A 17,088-nucleotide genomic window follows, 5' to 3' on the forward strand; every position below is an offset into this window, starting at 1 on the left:
AGGGACATGGAGGAGATCGGCTTCATGTGCGCCCGCTGCGGCGGCGAGGTGCACGACGTCACCCACAACCGCGAGGGCTCGCTGGACGGGGTGGGCTACCGGCACAACCGCCGGGTGGAGCCGTGGGACCACGAGCTGGAGCTCGCCGTCGGCGAGCCGTCCCCCGGCGAGCCGGCGTGCGACTTCTGTGGCGCCGACGGGCCGGCGTGGCTCTACTACCCCACGCTCGACCCCGAGGACACCGACATGTTCGAGGTCGAGCTCGACACCACGCACCTGTCCGACGACGACACCGCCGTCGCCGTGCTGAACATGCTCTACCCCTGGTACGCCTGCGACACCTGCTCGGTCCTGGTCGCCGACCGCAGGGTCGACGTGCTCATCTCGCGCGCCCTCGAGCGCACCCCCGTGCCCGACGACGTCGACATCGACGAGGACACCGTCCGCGCCCGCCTCCGCGGCTCGCTGTCGGTGTTCTTCACCACCCGCCCGGGCCGCCCCCAGCCCTCACGCGCTCTGTAGTTTGCATTGTCGTTTGCATTGCCCTTGGCGGTCGGGCGCTGGAGCGCCCTCCCTTCGGCGGGCAAAGCGGCGATCGCTGCATCGCTCCGACTCGCCCGGGGGCTCGCTGCGCGATCGGATTCTCGCTTCGCTCGCATCCGGCTTCGCTCGCGATCGCAACGTGGCGGGCGTCTCGGGCTGAGGTTCTAACCTCCGGGGTGTGGGGTTCAGAGCGCCGGGGGCAGGGCTCTACCGGGCCGACCTGGGGTCGGAGGGGTGGGGGCGACGGGGCGGGATGTCGGTGGCGCTCATTATGATCGGTGCCGTTTTCGTGCGGCGACGTGATTGCGGGGGACCCAGTGATCATCGACAGGCGGTTCCAGGGCCCGGACGGGTCGGGCAACGGGGGGTACGTGGCGGGGCTGCTGGCGGGGCGGGTGCCGATCGGCACGGTGACGGTGACGCTGCGGCGGCCGCCGCCGCTGGACACCGAGCTGACCGTGACCATGGAGGACGAGCGCGGGCGCAGCGCGCGGCTGTGGGACGGGGAGCGGCCGGTCGCGGAGGCGCTCGCGGGGGCGATCGTGGTGCCGCCGGTGCCGCCCGTCCCGTTCGCGCGGGCGCTGGAGGCGGCGGAGAAGTTCCGGGCGATCGAGAACCATCCGTTCCCGCGCTGCTTCGTGTGCGGGCCGGAGCGCGAGCCCGGCGACGGGCTCCGGCTCGAGCCCGGGCCGGTCGCCGAGGGCACCGTGGCGGCGCCGTGGGTGCCCGACCGGGTCCCCGAGCGGACGCTGGTGTGGTCGGCGCTGGACTGCCCCGGCGGCTGGTCGTTCGACGTGGTGGGCCGCCCGGCCGTCCTCGGCACGATGACCGCGCAGGTCACCGACGTGCCCGAGGCCGGCGAGGAGTGCGTGGTGATGGGCCTGGCGCGCAGCCGCGAGGGCCGCAAGATGCACGCGGCCACCGCGCTGTACGGCGCCGACGGGCGGCTGCTCGGCCGCGCCGAGCAGATCTGGATCGAGATCGACCCCGAGGCGTTCGTGCGGTGACCGCCGGCGGGCCGCGCGCCGGTGATCCGGCGCCGCGGTCCGCCAGACCGGTTCCGCATGAGTGCCGGAAATATGTCAGGCGACATGGTTCGGCACCGGGGTTACGCTGTTCAATCTGACTTTCCGCGACAGCAGAGGCGGGTCAGATGAGCGGAACGGCCTTACTTCTCCTCGGGGTGGCGGCGCTCGCGGTGTACACCGGCATGCACTGGGAGCGCGCGCGGCGCGCCGCGTCCGACATGCGGCTCAGCCGCCGGAGAGTGGTCACCCTCCGGCGGACCGCGGTGCGCGAGCGCGGCCAGGCCACGATGATCGTCGCGGCGGCGCTGGTCGTGCTGGTGATCGTCGCCAAGTACGGCTGAGCTCCGGTCAGGGCCCGGTGAACAGCGGGTCCTCCCGGTCGGCGCCGTTCAGCCGGCCGGGAGGCGCCGGCGGGGCGGACGGGGCCGAGGGGGCTGAGGGGGCTGAGGGGGCGCCGCCGGCCGGGGGCGGCGGCAGCGTGTACCCGCCGGAGTGCGCCGGCCCGGCCGGCTGACCGCCCGGCGCTCCGCCGAGCCCCTGCGGCCCGGGCGGGATGGGGGCGCCGAGCGGGACGCCCGCTCCGCTGACGGGCCCGGTGGGCACGGCCGGCGGCGGCCCGCCCGCGGCGTGCGCGAAGCCGGGCGGGGGGACCGGGCTCCCGCCCGACAGCCGGCCGCCCGGCGGGATGTTCGACGACAGGGTGTTGTGCGTGAGCTGGTCGATCTGGCGGCGGGCGCGGTCGGCCTCGGCGCGGGCGGCGTCGCGCTCCTCGGCGAGGGCCGACAGCGCGGCCTGCTGCTCGGCGACCGACTGGGACAGCTGGCGCAGCTGCACCGCCTGGTCGTTGATCTTGGCGGTCAGCTCGTCGCGCTCGGCGGTGGCGGCCTCGGCCTGCGCGCGGGCGGCGTCGCGGTCCTTGACGGCCTCCTCGGCGCGGGCGTTGGCGCGGACCACCTCCGCCTCGGCCTCCGACTGGGCGCGCAGCGCGGCGGCCCGCTCGGCCTCGGCCTTGCTGGCGGCCTGCATGGCGTGCTGCCGCTGCGCCTCGGTGTCGCGCATGGCGTTGCGCAGGTCCTCGGCGCCCTGCTTGGCGACCGCGGCCTCGACCCGCTGCGACTCGGCGGCGCCCTCGGCCTCGGCGAGCTTGGCGTGCAGGCCGACCAGCTCGGCGCGGGCGGCCTCCAGCGCGGCGAGCAGCTCGGTCTCGCGGGCGGCGATGCGGTCGCGCTCGCTCTCCGCGGCGAGCTTGGCGGTCATCGACTGCTGCGCGATCTGGTGCGCCTCCTCCCACGCCTGCTGCGCGGCGTCGCGCTTGGCGGTGGCGAGCCGGGCCTCCTCGCGGGCGCCCGCGGCGTCCTTCTCGGCCTCGGCGGCGCGGCCGCGCGCGGCCGAGGCCTCGTGCCAGGCCTCCTCGGCCTTGCGCTGGGAGGCGTCGCGCTCGCTCTGCGCGATGGCCAGCTCGCGGGCGGCCTCGGCCCGCACCTCGGCGACGCGGCGCTCGACGCCGGCGACGCTCAGCTCGGAGGTCAGCGAGTCGGCGAGCAGGTCGGCGGCCTTCTCCAGCCGCTCCACCATCTCCCAGGTGGAGGCGACCTGGCCGGTGAGGCCCGGCGCGTCGCGGCCCCGCTCGCGGCGGTCGCGGGCCTCGCGGGCGCAGGCGCCCTCGTTGTCCTGGCAGTACCGGACGGCGCGGACGGCCCCGACCGGCTGCGGGACGGGCCGCCCACAGTTCGCGCACGGCCAGACCGTGACGGGGTCGCCCATCCGGGCGACCGCGGTCTCCGCCGCGCCGGTGCCGGCGACGTCCCCGCCCGGCTCCGGCGTGCCCTGCTGCGCCGTGTTCTGCTGTGCCGTGCCCTGCTGTGCGGCGCCCTGCTGCGGCATGCCCTGCCGCTGGGCCCCCTGCTGCCCCGGCGAGCCCGGCCCGCCGCCCCCGTCGCGCCGCTCCGCCGTCGCGGCGTCCCGCGGACGCCCGTCCTCGGAGACCGCGCCCTGGGGAACCGCGGCCGTCCCCTCGGGGCCGCTGTTGTCGCGCTCTTCGCTGTTAGGCATGGAATGAACCATACGCACTAGTACGCGGTACTGCAGTGACTTGCGAGGTAGATGTGGGGCCTCCCACGTCGTACGGAAGTGAGTAGACCGTTCCGGAGTCAACCCGCGGCGAACCGGTCGGTCGCCTCGATGAGCCGGTCCCGGACGCCCGGTTCGGAGCCGCCGTGCCCGGCGTCCTCGACGATGCGGAACTCCGCCTCGGGCCAGGCGCGGTGCAGATCCCACGCCTGGTCCGGCGGGGTTTTGATGTCGTAGCGGCCGTTGACGATCACCGCCGGGACGTGCCGGATCCGGTCGATGCCCGCGAGCAGGCCGCCGGCGGGCAGGAATCCGCCGTTGGCGATGTAGTGGCGGGTGATGCGGGCGAACGCGAGGACCTCGGCGTCGCTCAGGTCGGGCGGCGAGACGGGCAGCAGCGTGTTGGCGCTGAGCTCCCACCCCATCCACGCCCGCGCCGCCGGCAGGTGGACGGCCGGGTCCGGGTCCTCGATGCGGCGGCCGTAGGCGGCGACCAGGTCGCCCTGCTCGGCGGCCGGGATCGCGTCACGGAACGCGGCCCACTCGGCGGGGAAGAGGTGGGCGGCGCCGGACGGGGTGAACCCCCAGTCCTCGTCGGACGGGCGGACGAGATAGATGCCGCGCAGCACCATCTCCGTGACCCGCTCGGGATGGGTCTGCGCGTAGGCGAGCGCGAGAGTGCTCCCCCAGCTGCCGCCGAACACAAGCCAGCGCTCGATCGACAGATGCTCGCGCAGCCGCTCGATGTCGGCGACCAGATGCGGCGTCGTGTTGTGTTCGAGCGAGACGCCCGGATCGCCGGCGTGCGGTCGGCTCCGTCCGCAGTTGCGCTGGTCGAAGAGCACGATCCGGTACGCGGCGGGGTCGAAGAAGCGGCGGAAGCCGGGCAGCACACCGCCGCCGGGCCCGCCGTGCAGGAACACCGCGGGTTTGCCGTCCGGGTTCCCGCAGGTCTCCCAGTGGATCCGGTTCCCGTCGCCGACGTCCAGCAGCCCGGAATCGTAGGGCTCGATCTCCGGATAGAAGTCCCTCAAGACCATGCCCCAGTCATATCCGACAACCGATCATGGTCGGGACGCACCGCCTAGAGCTGGGCCATCGCCTTGCGGATGCGCTTGTCGGACACCGGGAACCGGGTGCCGAGCTGCTGGGCGAACAGGCTGACCCGCAGCTCCTCCAGCATCCAGCGGATCTGCCGGGCCGGCTCCTCGCCGCGGCGGGACGGGTGCAGCCGCTGGAGCGCCTGCTCGTACTCCTGCCGCAGCACCTCGACCTGGTGCGCGAGCATCCGGTCGCGTCCGGGGTTCTCCGGGAGCTTGTCGAGCCGGACCTGCAGCGCGCGCAGGTAGCGGGGCAGGTCGGCGAGCCGCGCCCAGCCCGTCTCGGTGACGAACCCGGGATGGACCAGCGCCGCCAGGTGCGCGCGGATGTCGGTCAGCGCGGGGACGAGCGTGAGGCTGGCGGTGCCGCGCAGCCGCCGGTCCAGCTCGTGGGACTCGGCGAGGATCCGCTCGACCAGCCCGACGATCTGCGCGGTGGCGTCGTGCAGGTCGGCGCGGACCCGGTCGTACAGCGCGCGGAACCCGGCCTCGTCCCAGGCGGGCCCGCCGGCCTCGGCGATGAGCCGGTCGGCGGCGGCGGTGACGCAGTCGTCGAACAGCGCGGCGACGGACCCGTGCGGGTTGTGGCTGAGGGCGAGCTTGCCCTTGTTGGTCAGGCGGCCCTGGATGAGCTTCACCGGCGACGGCGCGTTCAGCAGGATGAGGCGGCGGGTGCCGAGCCACATGGCGCGGCGCTGCTCGGCCTCCGTCTCGTACATCCGGACGGCGACGCTCTCCCCCTCGTCGGTGAGCGCCGGATAGGCCTTGACGTCGTACCCCGCCTGTTTCTGCTCATAGGTGCGGGGCAGCTCGCCGATCGTCCACTCGGTGAGGCCGGAACGCTCGACGGTCGAGGCCGCCTTCGACAGCGTCCCGCGGACCTTGCCCGCGAGCCGGCGTTTCAGCTCGTCCAGGTCGGTGCCCTCGCCGAGGGTGCGCTTGCGGTCGTCGACGACGCGGAAGGTGATGCGCAGATGCGCGGGCAGCCGGGAGGTGTCCCAGGCCTCCCGCGCGACGGGCACGCCGGTCATCGCGGTCAGCTCGCGCTCCAGCGCGTCCAGCAGCGGCTCGGTGCGCGGCGCGACGCGGTCGAGGACCTTGCGGGCGTAGTCGGGCGCCGGAACGAAGTTGACGCGTAGCTGCTTCGGCAGCGACCGGATCAGCTCGGTGACCAGCTCGGTCCGCAGCCCGGGGACCTGCCACTCGAACCCGTCCGGACGGACCTGGTTGAGGACCTGGACGGGGACGTGCACGGTGACGCCGTCGGCGTCGGTGCCCGGCTCGAACTGGTAGGTCAGGCGCAGCCGCAGCGTCCCCTGCTTCCACACGTCCGGGTAGTCGGCCTCGCTGACGCCGCCCGCGGTCTCGTTGATGAGCATCGACTTCTCGAACCCGAGCAGGTCGGGGTCGGAGTGCCGCGCCGTCTTCCACCAGGCGTCGAAGTGCCGCCCGGAGACCACGTCCTCGGGTATGCGCTCGTCGTAGAAGTCGAACAGCGTCTCGTCGTCGACGAGGATGTCGCGGCGGCGGGCGCGGTGCTCCAGCTCCTCGACCTCCTCGAGCAGGGCCCGGTTGTCGTGGAAGAACTTGTGGTGGGTCTCCCAGTCGCCCTCGACGAGCGCGTGCCGGATGAACAGCTCGCGCGACAGCGCGGGGTCGATGGAGCCGTAGTTGACGCGCCGGTCGGCGACGATCGGCACCCCGTACAGGGTGACCTTCTCGTGCGCCATGACGGCGGCCTGCTTCTTCGACCAGTGCGGCTCGCTGTAGTTGCGCTTGACCAGGTGCTCCGCCAGCGGCTCGATCCACTCGGGCTCGATCCTGGCGTTGACGCGCGCCCAGAGCCGGGACGTCTCGACCAGCTCGGCCGACATCACCCAGCGCGGCGGCTTCTTGAACAGCGCCGAGCCGGGGAACACGGCGAACTTCGCGCCCCGCGCGCCGAGGTACTCCTGGCCGCGCCGCTGCTTGCCGTCCTTCTCGCCCTTGTCGGTGTCCATGAGCCCGATGTGCGACAGCAGGCCGGCGAGGAGCGAGACGTGGATGCGGTCGGGCGGGGCGTCGGCGGTGTTGAGCGTGACGCCGAGGGACTTGGCGACCTGCTTGAGCTGGCCGTGCAGGTCCTGCCACTCGCGGACGCGCAGGAAGTGCAGGAACTCGTTCTTGCACATGCGGCGGAACGCGCTGCCCGACAGCTCCTTCTGCTGCTCGCGCAGGTAGTTCCACAGGTTCAGGTAGGCCAGGAAGTCGGAGGTGGGGTCGGCGAACCGGCGGTGCCTGTCGTCGGCGGCCTGCTGGTGCTCGGCGGGGCGCTCGCGCGGATCCTGGATCGACAGCGCGGCGGCGATGACGAGGACCTCCCGCACGCAGCCGTTGCGGTCGGCCTCCAGCACCATGCGGGCGAGCCGCGGGTCGACGGGGAGCTGGGCGAGCCGGCGGCCGAGCGGGGTGAGGCGCTTGCGCGGGTCCTGCTCGGACGGGTCGATGGCGCCGAGCTCGTGCAGCAGGTCGACGCCCGCCTTGACGTTGCGGCGGTCCGGCGGCTCCACGAACGGGAACGCGGCGATGTCGCCGAGGCCGAGCGAGGTCATCTGCAGGATGACCGACGCGAGGTTGGTGCGCAGGATCTCCGGGTCGGTGAACTCGGGGCGGGACTCGAAGTCCTCCTCGGAGTACAGCCGGATGCACACGCCCTCGGACACGCGGCCGCAGCGCCCCTTGCGCTGGTTGGCCGACGCCTGCGAGATCGGCTCGATCGGCAGCCGCTGCACCTTCAGCCGGTGGCTGTAGCGGGAGATGCGGGCGGTGCCCGGGTCGACGACGTACTTGATGCCCGGGACGGTCAGCGAGGTCTCGGCGACGTTCGTCGCGAGGACGACGCGCCGCCCGCGGTGCGCCTGGAACACCCGGTGCTGCTCGGCGGCCGACAGCCGCGCGTACAGCGGCAGCACCTCGGTGGCGCTCTTCCGCCGGGTGAAGTGCTTGGTGAGCGCGTCGGCGGTATCGCGGATCTCCCGCTCGCCGCTGAGGAACACCAGCACGTCGCCGGGCGCCTCGCGGCCCAGCTCGTCGACGGCGTCGATGATCGCCTGGATCTGGTCGCGGTCGGGGTCGGCGGACGGGTCGTCGGGGTCGGTGACGGGCCGGTACCGCACCTCCACCGGGTACGTGCGGCCGGACACCTCCACGATCGGGGCGTCGCCGAAGTGCCGGGAGAACCGCTCGGGGTCGATCGTCGCCGAGGTGATGATCACCTTGAGGTCGGGGCGGCGCGGCAGGATCTCCCGGATGTAGCCGAGCAGGAAGTCGATGTTCAGGCTGCGCTCGTGCGCCTCGTCGATGATCAGCGTGTCGTACTGGCGCAGCAGCCGATCGGTCTGGATCTCGGCGAGCAGGATGCCGTCGGTCATCAGCTTCACGAGCGTGTCGTCGCTCGACTTGTCGGTGAAGCGGACCTTGTAGCCGACGGTGTCGCCGAGTTCGGTGCCGAGCTCCTCGGCGATCCGGTCGGCGACGGTTCGGGCGGCCAGCCGGCGCGGCTGGGTGTGCCCGATCGAGCCGAGCACGCCCCGGCCCAGCTCCAGGCAGATCTTGGGGATCTGGGTGGTCTTGCCGGACCCGGTCTCCCCGGCGACGATCACGACCTGGTGGTCGCGGACCGCGGCGAGGATGTCGTCCTTCTTCTGCGCGACCGGCAGCTGCTCCGGATAGGTGATCGCGGGCACGGCGAGGCGCCGCCGCTCGACCCGCCGCTCGGCGGCCTCGATGTCGGCGGTGATCTCCTCGGCGACCTTCGCGCGGCGCGCCGCGTCCCGCATCTTCTGCGAGCCGTCGATGCGGCGGCGGATCCGGTGCTGGTCCCGCAGCATCAGCTCGGGCAGGCGCGCGCGCAGGTCGGCGAGCGGCGATCTCACAGACGTCCTCATAACCATCGACAAGGATAGGGTTCCAGGCCCGCAGGCCCCGCTCACCCTCAAACCTTCGCACCGTAGCCGGACCGGCCCGTGCCGGGCGATCCATTTTCCGCGGGCGCGCTCGGTACAACGCCCGCCGCCCCGCCCGGCATTCCGGCGCCGCTAGGAGGCCCGCCCGGCCTTCTCGTGCGGCGTGCGCGGGACGAGGCGCAGGGCGAGACCGGGGCAGATCGCGACGGCGCGCCGCGCGTCGGCCTCCAGCCGCGCCGGGATGGGCTCGGTGGGGATCACCGGGTAGTCGTACTCGTCCATCCGGACGGTGCCGCGCAGCACGTCGGCGCACAGGCCGTGGCCGTCGCAGCGGCTCCAGTCGACCTCCAGCCGCAGCTCGGCCGCCTCGGCCGCGGCGGGCAGCACCCCGAGGACGGGCCGCCCGCAGCCGCCGTCGGCGGCGTGCCGGGCGATGTCGCCGGCGAAGACCTCCAGCGCGGACAGCACGAACCGGGCGGTGCCGTCGGGGTGCGCGCAGGCCCCGCGGCCGTTGACCATCCGGACGGCGCGGCGGGCGGCCTCGGCGGCGGACGCGACGCCCCGGCCGGCGGCGAGGTCGGCGAGCGCGCCGGCGATGTCGGGCAGCCCGAGCCGGCACGGCCCGCACTGCCCGGCCGACTCGGCGGCCAGGTACCCGGCGACGCGCGCGGCCTCGCCCAGCGGGCAGGTGCCGCGCCCGATCGGCATGACGATCCCGGCGCCGAGCGCGCCGCCCGCCGCCGCGAGCCCGGCGCGCGACACCGCGGTGCGGGTCGCGACCTCGCCCTTCAGCCAGGCGCCGTGGTAGCCGCCGACCAGCACCCCCTCGCCCGCCCGCGCGCCGCACAGGTCGAGCAGGTGGCCGAGCGGCGCCCCGGCCGGCGTCTCCACCACGGCCGGGAAGCGCGCAGCACCGGTCACGGTCAGCAGCACCGTGCCGGGCTCGTCCGGTGTCCCGATTTTGCGGTACCCGGCCGGGCCGAGCCCGGCGAGGACGGCGAGCTGCGCGTAGGTCTCGGCGTTGGACAGCAGGGTGGGCAGGCCGTCGACGCCGCTGGTCGAGGCGCGGCCCTTGCGGCCGGGCGGGATCGGGCGCTTGCCGTTGATCCCGCGCACCAGCGCGCCGCTCTCGCCGGTGACGAACCGCTCGGGCAGCACAGCGACGCGGGCCCGGCCGCCGAGGTCGCGTTCGGCGATCGCGTCCCGCACCGACGTGGCGGCCGTCTCGTCGGTCACGGCGACGATGATCTCCAGCGAGCCGAGCGCGGTGGCGGCGAGCGCGGCGCCGTCCAGGATCAGGTGCGGGGCGCCCCGCAGCAGCGCCTTGTCCTTGGCGCTGCCGGGCTCGCCCTCGGTGCCGTTGACGACGACGATCGTCCGCTTGCCACGCCGCACGGCGCTGTCGGCGGTGGCCCGCACCTTGCGCGCGAACGGGAACGCGGCACCGCCGCGGCCGTGCAGCCGCCCCTCCTCGCACAGCGCGACGAGCTGGTCGGTGGTGAGGGGACGCGGGTGGGGATGCAGGGCGCGGTGGGCGTCCCAGTCGAGGCGTCCGCCGTCCGCGAGCCCTTTGGTGAGGCGGGGCGGGCCGATGTGCCGGATGGCGAGCGCGGTCACGGCGTCCTCCTCTCCCGGGGCCGCAGGACGGGCCGGGCGGCGAGCGCGAGCACGACTGCGGCCACGCACAGCAGGTAACCCGCCGTCACCCACACGGCGGGAGCGCGGCCGGAGGTCAGACCGTGCCAGATCCCGAGCGGCCACGCCGCGTACGCGGTGAGATGCGTGGCCCGCCAGGCCCACGGGTGCCTGGTGCCGGCGAAACGGCCGCGCGCGATGCCGCCTGCCACGGCGAGGAGAAGCAGGTAGAAGGCGATGACGCCGATGTCGTAGTCGGCGGCGTGCCGGCCGGGCAGCGGCAGGAGCGCTTGGGCGATCCCGACCCGGTGCTCGGCGAGCTGCGAGGCGATGTGGACGGCCAGCATGGCCACGGCGAGGAACGCGGTGGCCCGGTGCACCGCCTGGGCCCGCAGCCGCTGCCGGGACGCGAGGATGGCGCGGTCGGTGGCCAGCAGCCCGATCATGACCGTCAGCGACAACGCGACCAGTGCGAAGACCCCGCAGTAGAAGTCGAGGAACCGGCCGACCGGGCGCAGTACGGGCGACAGCTCTCCGGTCGCGGCGGCGAGGCCGAGGAGGACGCCGGCCGCGACGGCCGCGGCCGCCCACGCGGCGATGCGGCCCCGGCGTGCGCCGCCCCGCCCCTGCCGCGGCGGTGCGACAGCGGGAGCCGATACGGGCCGGGGGCGGGCGCCCGGCCCGGCGAGGAACGCGCCGGTCAGCTCGTGGGCGGGGCCGCGGCGCTGCGCGCCCCCTGGCGGCGGACCCTCAGGAGCCATGACGGCACCCCCTGCCTTTCGCGTCGTCCGGGGAAATCCCCCGGTCACTACGACGCGTGCTCGCCTCATACCGGTTCGGTGACACGACCGTCCCCCGTCCCCCGCCGCTATCCCGAATGGTGGCAGGTCAGGACGGTTTCACGAGGTTCGCGACCGGAACCGGCCGCGCCCGGCGGCGCGCCGGGCGCGGAGGCGGGGTCAGCCCGCGCCGTAGACGGGCTCCGGTGCCGGGGCCTTCGCGAGCAGGCCGGCGACGACCTCGCCGACCTCCGCCGGGTCCCAGCGGGCGCCCTTGTCGGCGGTGGGGCCGTGCCGGAAGGCGTCCATCACGCAGATCTTGCCGCCCTCGGCCTCGAAGACCCGGCCGGTGACGTCCTTGGACCGGGCGGAGCCGAGCCAGACGACCAGCGGCGATACGTTCTCCGGCGCCATCGCGTCGAACTCGCCCTCGGCGGGCGCGGCCATCGTCTGCGCGAAGACCTCCTCGGTCATCCGGGTGCGGGCGGCGGGCGCGATGGCGTTGACGTTCACCCCGTACCGGCCGAGCTCGGCGGAGGCGACCAGCGTGAGCCCGACGATGCCGGCCTTCGCGGCCGAGTAGTTGCCCTGGCCGACGCTGCCGAGCAGCCCGGCGCCGGACGAGGTGTTGATCACGCGGGCGTCCACCGGGCGGCCCGCCTTGCTCTCGGCCCGCCAGTACTGCCCGGCGTGCTTGAGCGGCAGGAAGTGGCCCTTGAGGTGGACGCGCATCACCGCGTCCCACTCGTCCTCGGACAGGTTGATCAGCATCCGGTCGCGTAGGAACCCGGCGTTGTTGACCAGGGTGTCGAGGCGGCCGAAGGTGTCCACGGCGGTGGCGACGAGGGCGGCTGCACCGGCGTCGGTGGCGATGTCGTCGGTGTTGGCGACGGCGCGCCCGCCGAGCGCCTCGATCTCCTTGACGACGTCCTGGGCGGGGCCGCCGGAGGCGTCGCCGGTGCCGTCGCGGGCCACGCCCAGGTCGTTCACCACGACCAGGGCGCCCTGCCGGGCGAACTCCAGCGCATGCGCGCGGCCGAGCCCTCGCCCGGCGCCGGTGACGGCGACCACGCGGTCCTTGCAGATCATCGCGTCTCCTCCTTGTTCGCGGTGGCGGCGTCCAGGAACGCGGGCCGCTCTCCCCCGCCGTGCATCAGCAGCTGCGTCCCGGTGATGTAGGACGCCAGGTCGGAGGCGAGGTACACGCAGGCCGCGCCGACCTCGAACGGGTCGCCGAGACGGCCCATCGGGACGGTCCGCGCGACGGCCTCCACGCCCGCCTCGTCGCCGTAGTGCAGGTGCGCCAGCTCGGTGCGGATCATGCCGAGGATCAGCGTGTTGACCCGTACCCGCGGCGCCCACTCGACGGCCAGCGACTGGGTCAGGCTGTGCAGACCGGCCTTGGCGGCGCCGTAGGGCGCGGTCCCCGGCGACGGCCGCACCCCGCTGACGCTGCCGATGTTGATCACCGAGCCGCCGTCCGGCATCAGCGGGCGCAGCGCCCGCGCCATGATCAGCGGCGCGGTCAGGTTCAGTTCCAGGATCTTCAGATGGGTGCGCAGCGGACCCTCGGTGAGCGGCAGGAACGGCCCGCCGCCCGCGTTGTTGACCAGCACGTCCACCCGGTCGAGGCCGGCGGCGAAGGCCTCGGCGGCGTCGCCGTCGCGCACGTCCAGCGAGGCGAACGACGCCGTGCGGCCGCCGCCCTCGGGCAGCGCCTCCGGCTCGCGCCGGGCCACCGCGACCACGTCGGCGCCCGCCTCCAGGAAGGCGCGGCTGATTCCCGCGCCGACACCGCGCACGCCCCCGGTGACCACGACGGTCCTCCCCGCCAGGTCCAGCGTCAGTGACATCCCGCCTCCTCCGAGACCCTCTGCTACGGTCTGTTCTAACAAATGTTTGGTGGAAAGGTAGCGCATGGGAGTCTCCACCACGACCCTGGACGGGGTCGCCGAGATCGTCGTGGACGCGCCGCCGGTCAACGCCCTGACCGTCGCGGGCTGGTTCGAGCTGGCCGGCGCGGTGCTCGCGGCCGGCCGCGACCCGCAGGTCGGCGCCGTCGTGCTCCGGGCCGAGGGCCGGGGCTTCAACGCGGGCGTCGACATCAAGGAGATGCAGCGCAGCGAGGGCCACACCGCGCTGGTGGGGGCCAACCGGGGCTGCTTCGCGGCGTTCGCCGCCGTCTACGAGTGCGAGGTCCCGGTCGTCGCGGCCGTGCACGGCTTCTGCCTGGGCGGCGGGATCGGCCTGGTCGGCAACGCCGACGTCGTCGTGGCGTCCGACGACGCCTTCTTCGGCCTGCCCGAGGTCGACCGGGGCGCGCTCGGCGCCGCGACGCACCTGGCCCGGCTCGTCCCGCAGCACCTGATGCGCGCGATGGTCTACACGTGCCGCAACGTCACCGCCGCCGAGCTGCACCACCACGGCTCGGTGCTGGAGGTCGTCCCGAAGGACGAACTGCGCGCCAAGGCGATGGAGGTCGCCGGGAACATCGCGGCCAAGGACAAGTACGTGATCCGGCGCGCGAAGGAGTCGCTGAACGGCATCGACCCGATCGACGTTCGCCGCAGCTACCGCTACGAGCAGGGCTTCACGTTCGAGCTGAATCTCATGGGCGCGGGCGACGAGCACCGCGACGCCTTCGTGGCCAAGGGGGCGAAGTGAGCAAGGTACTGACCATCGACGAGATCGTCGGGTCGCTGGAGAGCGGCATGACGGTCGGGATCGGCGGCTGGGGCTCGCGGCGCAAGCCAATGGCCCTGGTCCGGGCGCTGTGCCGCTCCGACGTCACCGACCTGACCGTGGTGACCTACGGCGGGCCGGACGTCGGGCTGCTGTGCGCGGCGGGCAAGGTCCGCCGGCTCGTCACCGCGTTCGTGACCATGGACTCGATCCCGCTGGAGCCGCACTTCCGGCGGGCGCGCCAGTCCGGGTCGATCGAGCTGACCGAGTACGACGAGGGCATGTTCATGTTCGGGCTGTACGCGGCGGCGCACCGGCTGCCGTTCCTGCCCACGCCGGTCGGGCTCGGCTCGGACGTGATGCGCGTCAACCCGGAGCTGAAGACGATCCGGTCGCCGTACGAGGACGGCCGCGAGCTCGTCGCCGTCCCGGCCCTGACGATGGACGTGTCGCTCATCCACATGAACCGGGCGGACGCGCGCGGCAACGCGCAGTACCTCGGCGCCGACCCGTACATGGACGACCTGTTCGCCAAGGCCGCGGACCGCACCTACATCTCCTGCGAGCGGCTGGTGGACACCGCCGACTTCGCCAAGGAGGGCCCGCCGCAGTCGATGCTGATCAGCCGGGCGCAGGTGACAGGCGTCGTCGAGACGCCGAACGGCGCGCACTTCACCGACTGCGAGCCCGACCACCGCCGCGACGAGGCGTTCCAGAAGCTGTACGCGAAGTCGGCCGGCGACCCGGAGGCGTGGGCGGCGTTCCGCGACCGGTTCCTGTCCGGCGACGAGGCCGCCTATCAGGACGCCGTCCGGACCTGGCAGGAGGAATCCCGATGAGCGATGTGACGAGGGCCGAGGTCTGCGCGGTCGCCTGCGCGGAGCTTTTCCGGGGCGACGGCGAGATCGTCGCGGCGGCGGTCGCCGGGTTCGTGCCGATGCTGGGCTCCCGGCTGGCGCGGGCCACGTTCGAGCCGGACCTGCTGACGACCGACGGCGGGCCGACGCTGAGTGCCGAGCCCGTCCCGCTGGGCCGCACGGCCGAGGTGGCGGAGGGCTGGCTGCCGTTCCGCGACCATCTGTGGCTGGTGCTGAACGCGCGGCGGCACGTGGTGATGGGTCCGTCGCAGATCGACCGGTACGGCAACACCAACATCTCCTGCATCGGCGACTGGGAGCAGCCGACGCGGCAGCTCCTCGGGTCGCGCGGCGGGCCCGGCAACACGCTGCTGAACCCGACGAGCTACTGGGTGCCGAAGCACTCGACGCGGGTGTTCACCGACAAGGTCGACTTCGTCAGCGGCGTCGGCTGGGACCGGGGCGCGCACGAGATCCGCGCCGTGGTCAGCAATCTGGCGGTCCTCGACTTCGACACCCCCGACCACCGGATGCGGCTGCGCTCGGTGCATCCGGGTGTCACGGCCGACGACGTCGTGTCCGCGACCGGATTCGAGCTGGTCGTCCCGGACGAGGTGCCGCAGACGCGCCTCCCCGACGCCGAGGAACTGCGGGTCATGCGCGACGTGCTCGACCCTAAGGGCCTTCGCGAGCGAGAGGTCCCGGCCTGATGGAGCAGCTGCTCGACACCCCGCTGACCCGGCTGACGGGCGTGCGGCACCCGGTCGTCCAGACGGGCATGGGCTGGGTGGCCGGGCCGCGCCTGGTCACCGCAGTGGCGAACGCGGGCGGCCTCGGGATCCTGGCGTCGGCGACGATGACGCTCGACCAGCTCGCGGACGCGATCCACGAGGTCAAGGACCGCACGGACGCGCCGTTCGGCGTCAACCTGCGGGCCGACGCAGGCGACGCGGGCGACCGCATCGACCTCCTGATCAAGGAGGGGGTGAAGGTCGCCTCGTTCGCGCTGGCGCCGAAGAAGGAGCTGATCGTCAAGCTCAAGGACGCGGGCCTCGTCGTGATCCCGTCGGTGGGCGCGCGGCGGCACGCGGAGAAGGTCGCGGGCTGGGGCGCGGACGCGGTGCTGGTTCAGGGCGGCGAGGGCGGCGGGCACACCGGCGCCGTCGCCACCACGCTGCTGCTCCCGCAGGTCGTCGACGCGGTGGACATCCCGGTGATCGCGGCCGGCGGCTTCTTCGACGGGCGCGGCCTGGCCGCAGCGCTGTCCTACGGGGCGGCGGGCGTGGCGATGGGCACCCGGTTCCTGCTGACCTCCGACAGCTCGGTGCCGGACGCGGTCAAGCAGGTGTACCTCAAGACCGGCGAGACGATCGTGACCCGCCAGGTCGACGGGATGCCGCACCGGGTGCTGCGCAGCGAGCTGGTCGACGAGCTGGAGTCGTCCGGCCGGGTCAGCGGCCTGGTCCGGGCGCTGCGCAACGGCGCCCGGTTCAAGAAGCTCTCCGGCATGTCGTGGCGCGCGATGATCGCCGACGGGAAGGCGATGAAGCACGGCAAGGACCTGTCCTGGTCGCAGGTCCTCATGGCCGCCAACACCCCGATGCTGCTCAAGGCGGCGATGGTGGACGGCCGTCCCGATCTCGGCGTGATGGCGTCGGGCCAGGTCGTCGGCGTCATCGACGACCTGCCGAGTTGCGCGCAGCTGATCGACGGGATCGTCGAGCAGGCCGTGCAGGCGATCGCCGGGCAGCAGGCGCTGCTGGTGCGCTAGCCCGCGCCGTTCCCTCCGAGGCCGCGCAGCACGGCCGCCAGTCCCCCGCGGAACTCCTCGTCGGGGCCGATGTGGCGGGCGTGCCGCGCGGTCTCGGCCATGTTCGGGAACTCGTCTTCGGGGAGCGCGGCGATGGCGAGGGTCCCCTCGCCCTCCAGCGGGCCCAGGTGCTCCAGCTGGATCGCGCCGATGATGTAGGCGATCACCGCCCGCAACGCGATGGCCGCCCGCGGCCCGGTGATGCCGGCCTCCGCGAGGATGCCCGCGACGGTCTCCCCCCAGCACAGCGACCCCCGCGAGTCGTGCCGGTGCGTGAGCGTCAGCGGCATGATCGCCGCGTGCGCGACGAACGCGTCCCGCAGGCGCAGGGCCATCGTCTCGATCCTGGCGTCCCACGGCCCGGCGGGCGGCGGCGCGGGGTCGACCTCCGCGTACACGAGGTCGACGACGAGGCCCTCCAGTTCCTCGCGGTCGCGCACGTAGCGGTACAGCGCCATGGTGCTGAGTTTCAGCTCCTTGGCGACGGCGCGCATGGACAGCCCGGCGAGGCCGTCCCGGTCGATGACGGCGAGCGCCGCCGCGGCGACCTGGTCCTGGGTGAGAGAGCGGGGTCGAGGCATGGCGCTTGACAGCGTACGACATACGCCTACCATCGTAGGTGTACGCCATACGCTTAAGG

At 73.8% G+C, this 17,088-nt stretch carries 15 protein-coding genes; 7 read left to right on the top strand and 8 right to left on the bottom strand.

Going from position 1 to position 17,088, the window contains the following annotated elements; all coding sequences use genetic code 11:
• The first annotated feature begins 6 nt into the window (after window positions 1-6).
• The 3 genes from QP089_RS06755 (at window position 7) to QP089_RS06765 (ending at window position 1,912) form a co-directional block, all read left to right on the top strand.
• Entirely contained in the window at window positions 7-522 is a 516-nt protein-coding gene (locus tag QP089_RS06755; RefSeq protein ID WP_285910467.1) for a hypothetical protein, read from the top strand.
• A 338-nt stretch (window positions 523-860) separates the two neighbouring features.
• Complete coding sequence (locus QP089_RS06760) at window positions 861-1,550, top strand: thioesterase family protein (protein WP_285910468.1); 690 nt, start codon at window positions 861-863, stop codon at window positions 1,548-1,550.
• 146 nt (window positions 1,551-1,696) lie between these two features.
• Window positions 1,697-1,912, top strand: coding sequence for a hypothetical protein (locus QP089_RS06765; protein ID WP_285910469.1), 216 nt, complete (start codon window positions 1,697-1,699; stop codon window positions 1,910-1,912).
• A gap of 7 nt (window positions 1,913-1,919) precedes the next feature.
• Here the strand turns inward: QP089_RS06765 and QP089_RS06770 are convergent, their stop codons facing one another.
• From QP089_RS06770 to QP089_RS06800, 7 genes are all read right to left on the bottom strand, one after another.
• On the bottom strand, window positions 1,920-3,623 hold the full coding sequence (locus tag QP089_RS06770) for a coiled-coil domain-containing protein (RefSeq protein WP_285910470.1): 1,704 nt from the start codon (window positions 3,621-3,623) through the stop codon (window positions 1,920-1,922).
• A gap of 98 nt (window positions 3,624-3,721) precedes the next feature.
• Window positions 3,722-4,681 carry a prolyl aminopeptidase gene (gene pip / locus QP089_RS06775; protein WP_285910471.1) on the bottom strand — a complete coding sequence of 320 codons (960 nt, stop codon included), beginning with the start codon at window positions 4,679-4,681 and terminating at the stop codon, window positions 3,722-3,724.
• A 44-nt stretch (window positions 4,682-4,725) separates the two neighbouring features.
• Window positions 4,726-8,667, bottom strand: coding sequence for an ATP-dependent RNA helicase HrpA (gene hrpA / locus QP089_RS06780; RefSeq protein ID WP_285910472.1), 3,942 nt, complete (start codon window positions 8,665-8,667; stop codon window positions 4,726-4,728).
• A 150-nt stretch (window positions 8,668-8,817) separates the two neighbouring features.
• Window positions 8,818-10,302, bottom strand: a complete 1,485-nt coding sequence (locus QP089_RS06785) for an NADH-quinone oxidoreductase subunit NuoF family protein (RefSeq protein WP_285910473.1) — start codon at window positions 10,300-10,302, stop codon at window positions 8,818-8,820.
• Window positions 10,299-11,081 (bottom strand): ferric reductase-like transmembrane domain-containing protein, encoded by a 783-nt coding sequence (locus QP089_RS06790; protein WP_285910474.1) that lies wholly within the window; start codon window positions 11,079-11,081, stop codon window positions 10,299-10,301. The genes QP089_RS06785 and QP089_RS06790 overlap by 4 nt, the downstream gene beginning before the upstream one ends.
• A gap of 198 nt (window positions 11,082-11,279) precedes the next feature.
• Window positions 11,280-12,188 carry an SDR family oxidoreductase gene (locus QP089_RS06795; RefSeq protein WP_285910475.1) on the bottom strand — a complete coding sequence of 303 codons (909 nt, stop codon included), beginning with the start codon at window positions 12,186-12,188 and terminating at the stop codon, window positions 11,280-11,282.
• Window positions 12,185-12,952, bottom strand: a complete 768-nt coding sequence (locus QP089_RS06800; protein WP_285910477.1) for an SDR family oxidoreductase — start codon at window positions 12,950-12,952, stop codon at window positions 12,185-12,187. The genes QP089_RS06795 and QP089_RS06800 overlap by 4 nt, the downstream gene beginning before the upstream one ends.
• 64 nt (window positions 12,953-13,016) lie before the next feature.
• Between QP089_RS06800 and QP089_RS06805 the strand changes: the two genes are divergently transcribed.
• The 4 genes from QP089_RS06805 to QP089_RS06820 are packed head-to-tail and all read left to right on the top strand — an operon-like array spanning window position 13,017 to window position 16,409.
• On the top strand, window positions 13,017-13,763 hold the full coding sequence (locus QP089_RS06805) for an enoyl-CoA hydratase family protein (protein ID WP_285910478.1): 747 nt from the start codon (window positions 13,017-13,019) through the stop codon (window positions 13,761-13,763).
• The gene (locus tag QP089_RS06810; protein ID WP_285910479.1) at window positions 13,760-14,620 is read left to right on the top strand and encodes a CoA transferase subunit A; all 861 of its coding nucleotides are present in this window, start codon (window positions 13,760-13,762) and stop codon (window positions 14,618-14,620) included. The genes QP089_RS06805 and QP089_RS06810 overlap by 4 nt, the downstream gene beginning before the upstream one ends.
• Window positions 14,617-15,348, top strand: coding sequence for a CoA-transferase subunit beta (locus QP089_RS06815; protein WP_285910480.1), 732 nt, complete (start codon window positions 14,617-14,619; stop codon window positions 15,346-15,348). Before QP089_RS06810 ends, QP089_RS06815 begins: the two co-directional genes overlap by 4 nt.
• Window positions 15,348-16,409, top strand: coding sequence for an NAD(P)H-dependent flavin oxidoreductase (locus QP089_RS06820; RefSeq protein WP_285910481.1), 1,062 nt, complete (start codon window positions 15,348-15,350; stop codon window positions 16,407-16,409). The genes QP089_RS06815 and QP089_RS06820 overlap by 1 nt, the downstream gene beginning before the upstream one ends.
• Here the strand turns inward: QP089_RS06820 and QP089_RS06825 are convergent.
• Window positions 16,406-17,029 (bottom strand): TetR/AcrR family transcriptional regulator, encoded by a 624-nt coding sequence (locus QP089_RS06825; protein WP_285910482.1) that lies wholly within the window; start codon window positions 17,027-17,029, stop codon window positions 16,406-16,408. The genes QP089_RS06820 and QP089_RS06825 overlap by 4 nt on opposite strands.
• Between the last annotated feature and the right edge of the window lie 59 nt (window positions 17,030-17,088).

This window comes from Actinomadura opuntiae (genome assembly GCF_030283205.1).
Lineage (GTDB): Bacteria > Actinomycetota > Actinomycetes > Streptosporangiales > Streptosporangiaceae > Spirillospora.

Excerpts from the sequence above, each read along its gene's own strand:
- QP089_RS06825 (WP_285910482.1), bottom strand. The coding sequence starts at position 17,029 with ATGCCTCGACCCCGCTCTCTCACCCAGGACCAGGTCGCCGCGGCGGCG.
- QP089_RS06800 (WP_285910477.1), bottom strand. The coding sequence starts at position 12,952 with ATGTCACTGACGCTGGACCTGGCGGGGAGGACCGTCGTGGTCACCGGG.
- QP089_RS06755 (WP_285910467.1), top strand. The coding sequence starts at position 7 with ATGGAGGAGATCGGCTTCATGTGCGCCCGCTGCGGCGGCGAGGTGCAC.
- QP089_RS06770 (WP_285910470.1), bottom strand. The coding sequence starts at position 3,623 with ATGCCTAACAGCGAAGAGCGCGACAACAGCGGCCCCGAGGGGACGGCC.
- QP089_RS06790 (WP_285910474.1), bottom strand. The coding sequence starts at position 11,081 with ATGGCTCCTGAGGGTCCGCCGCCAGGGGGCGCGCAGCGCCGCGGCCCC.
- QP089_RS06805 (WP_285910478.1), top strand. The coding sequence starts at position 13,017 with ATGGGAGTCTCCACCACGACCCTGGACGGGGTCGCCGAGATCGTCGTG.
- QP089_RS06820 (WP_285910481.1), top strand. The coding sequence starts at position 15,348 with ATGGAGCAGCTGCTCGACACCCCGCTGACCCGGCTGACGGGCGTGCGG.
- QP089_RS06815 (WP_285910480.1), top strand. The coding sequence starts at position 14,617 with ATGAGCGATGTGACGAGGGCCGAGGTCTGCGCGGTCGCCTGCGCGGAG.
- hrpA (WP_285910472.1), bottom strand. The coding sequence starts at position 8,667 with ATGAGGACGTCTGTGAGATCGCCGCTCGCCGACCTGCGCGCGCGCCTG.
- pip (WP_285910471.1), bottom strand. The coding sequence starts at position 4,681 with ATGGTCTTGAGGGACTTCTATCCGGAGATCGAGCCCTACGATTCCGGG.
- QP089_RS06765 (WP_285910469.1), top strand. The coding sequence starts at position 1,697 with ATGAGCGGAACGGCCTTACTTCTCCTCGGGGTGGCGGCGCTCGCGGTG.
- QP089_RS06795 (WP_285910475.1), bottom strand. The coding sequence starts at position 12,188 with ATGATCTGCAAGGACCGCGTGGTCGCCGTCACCGGCGCCGGGCGAGGG.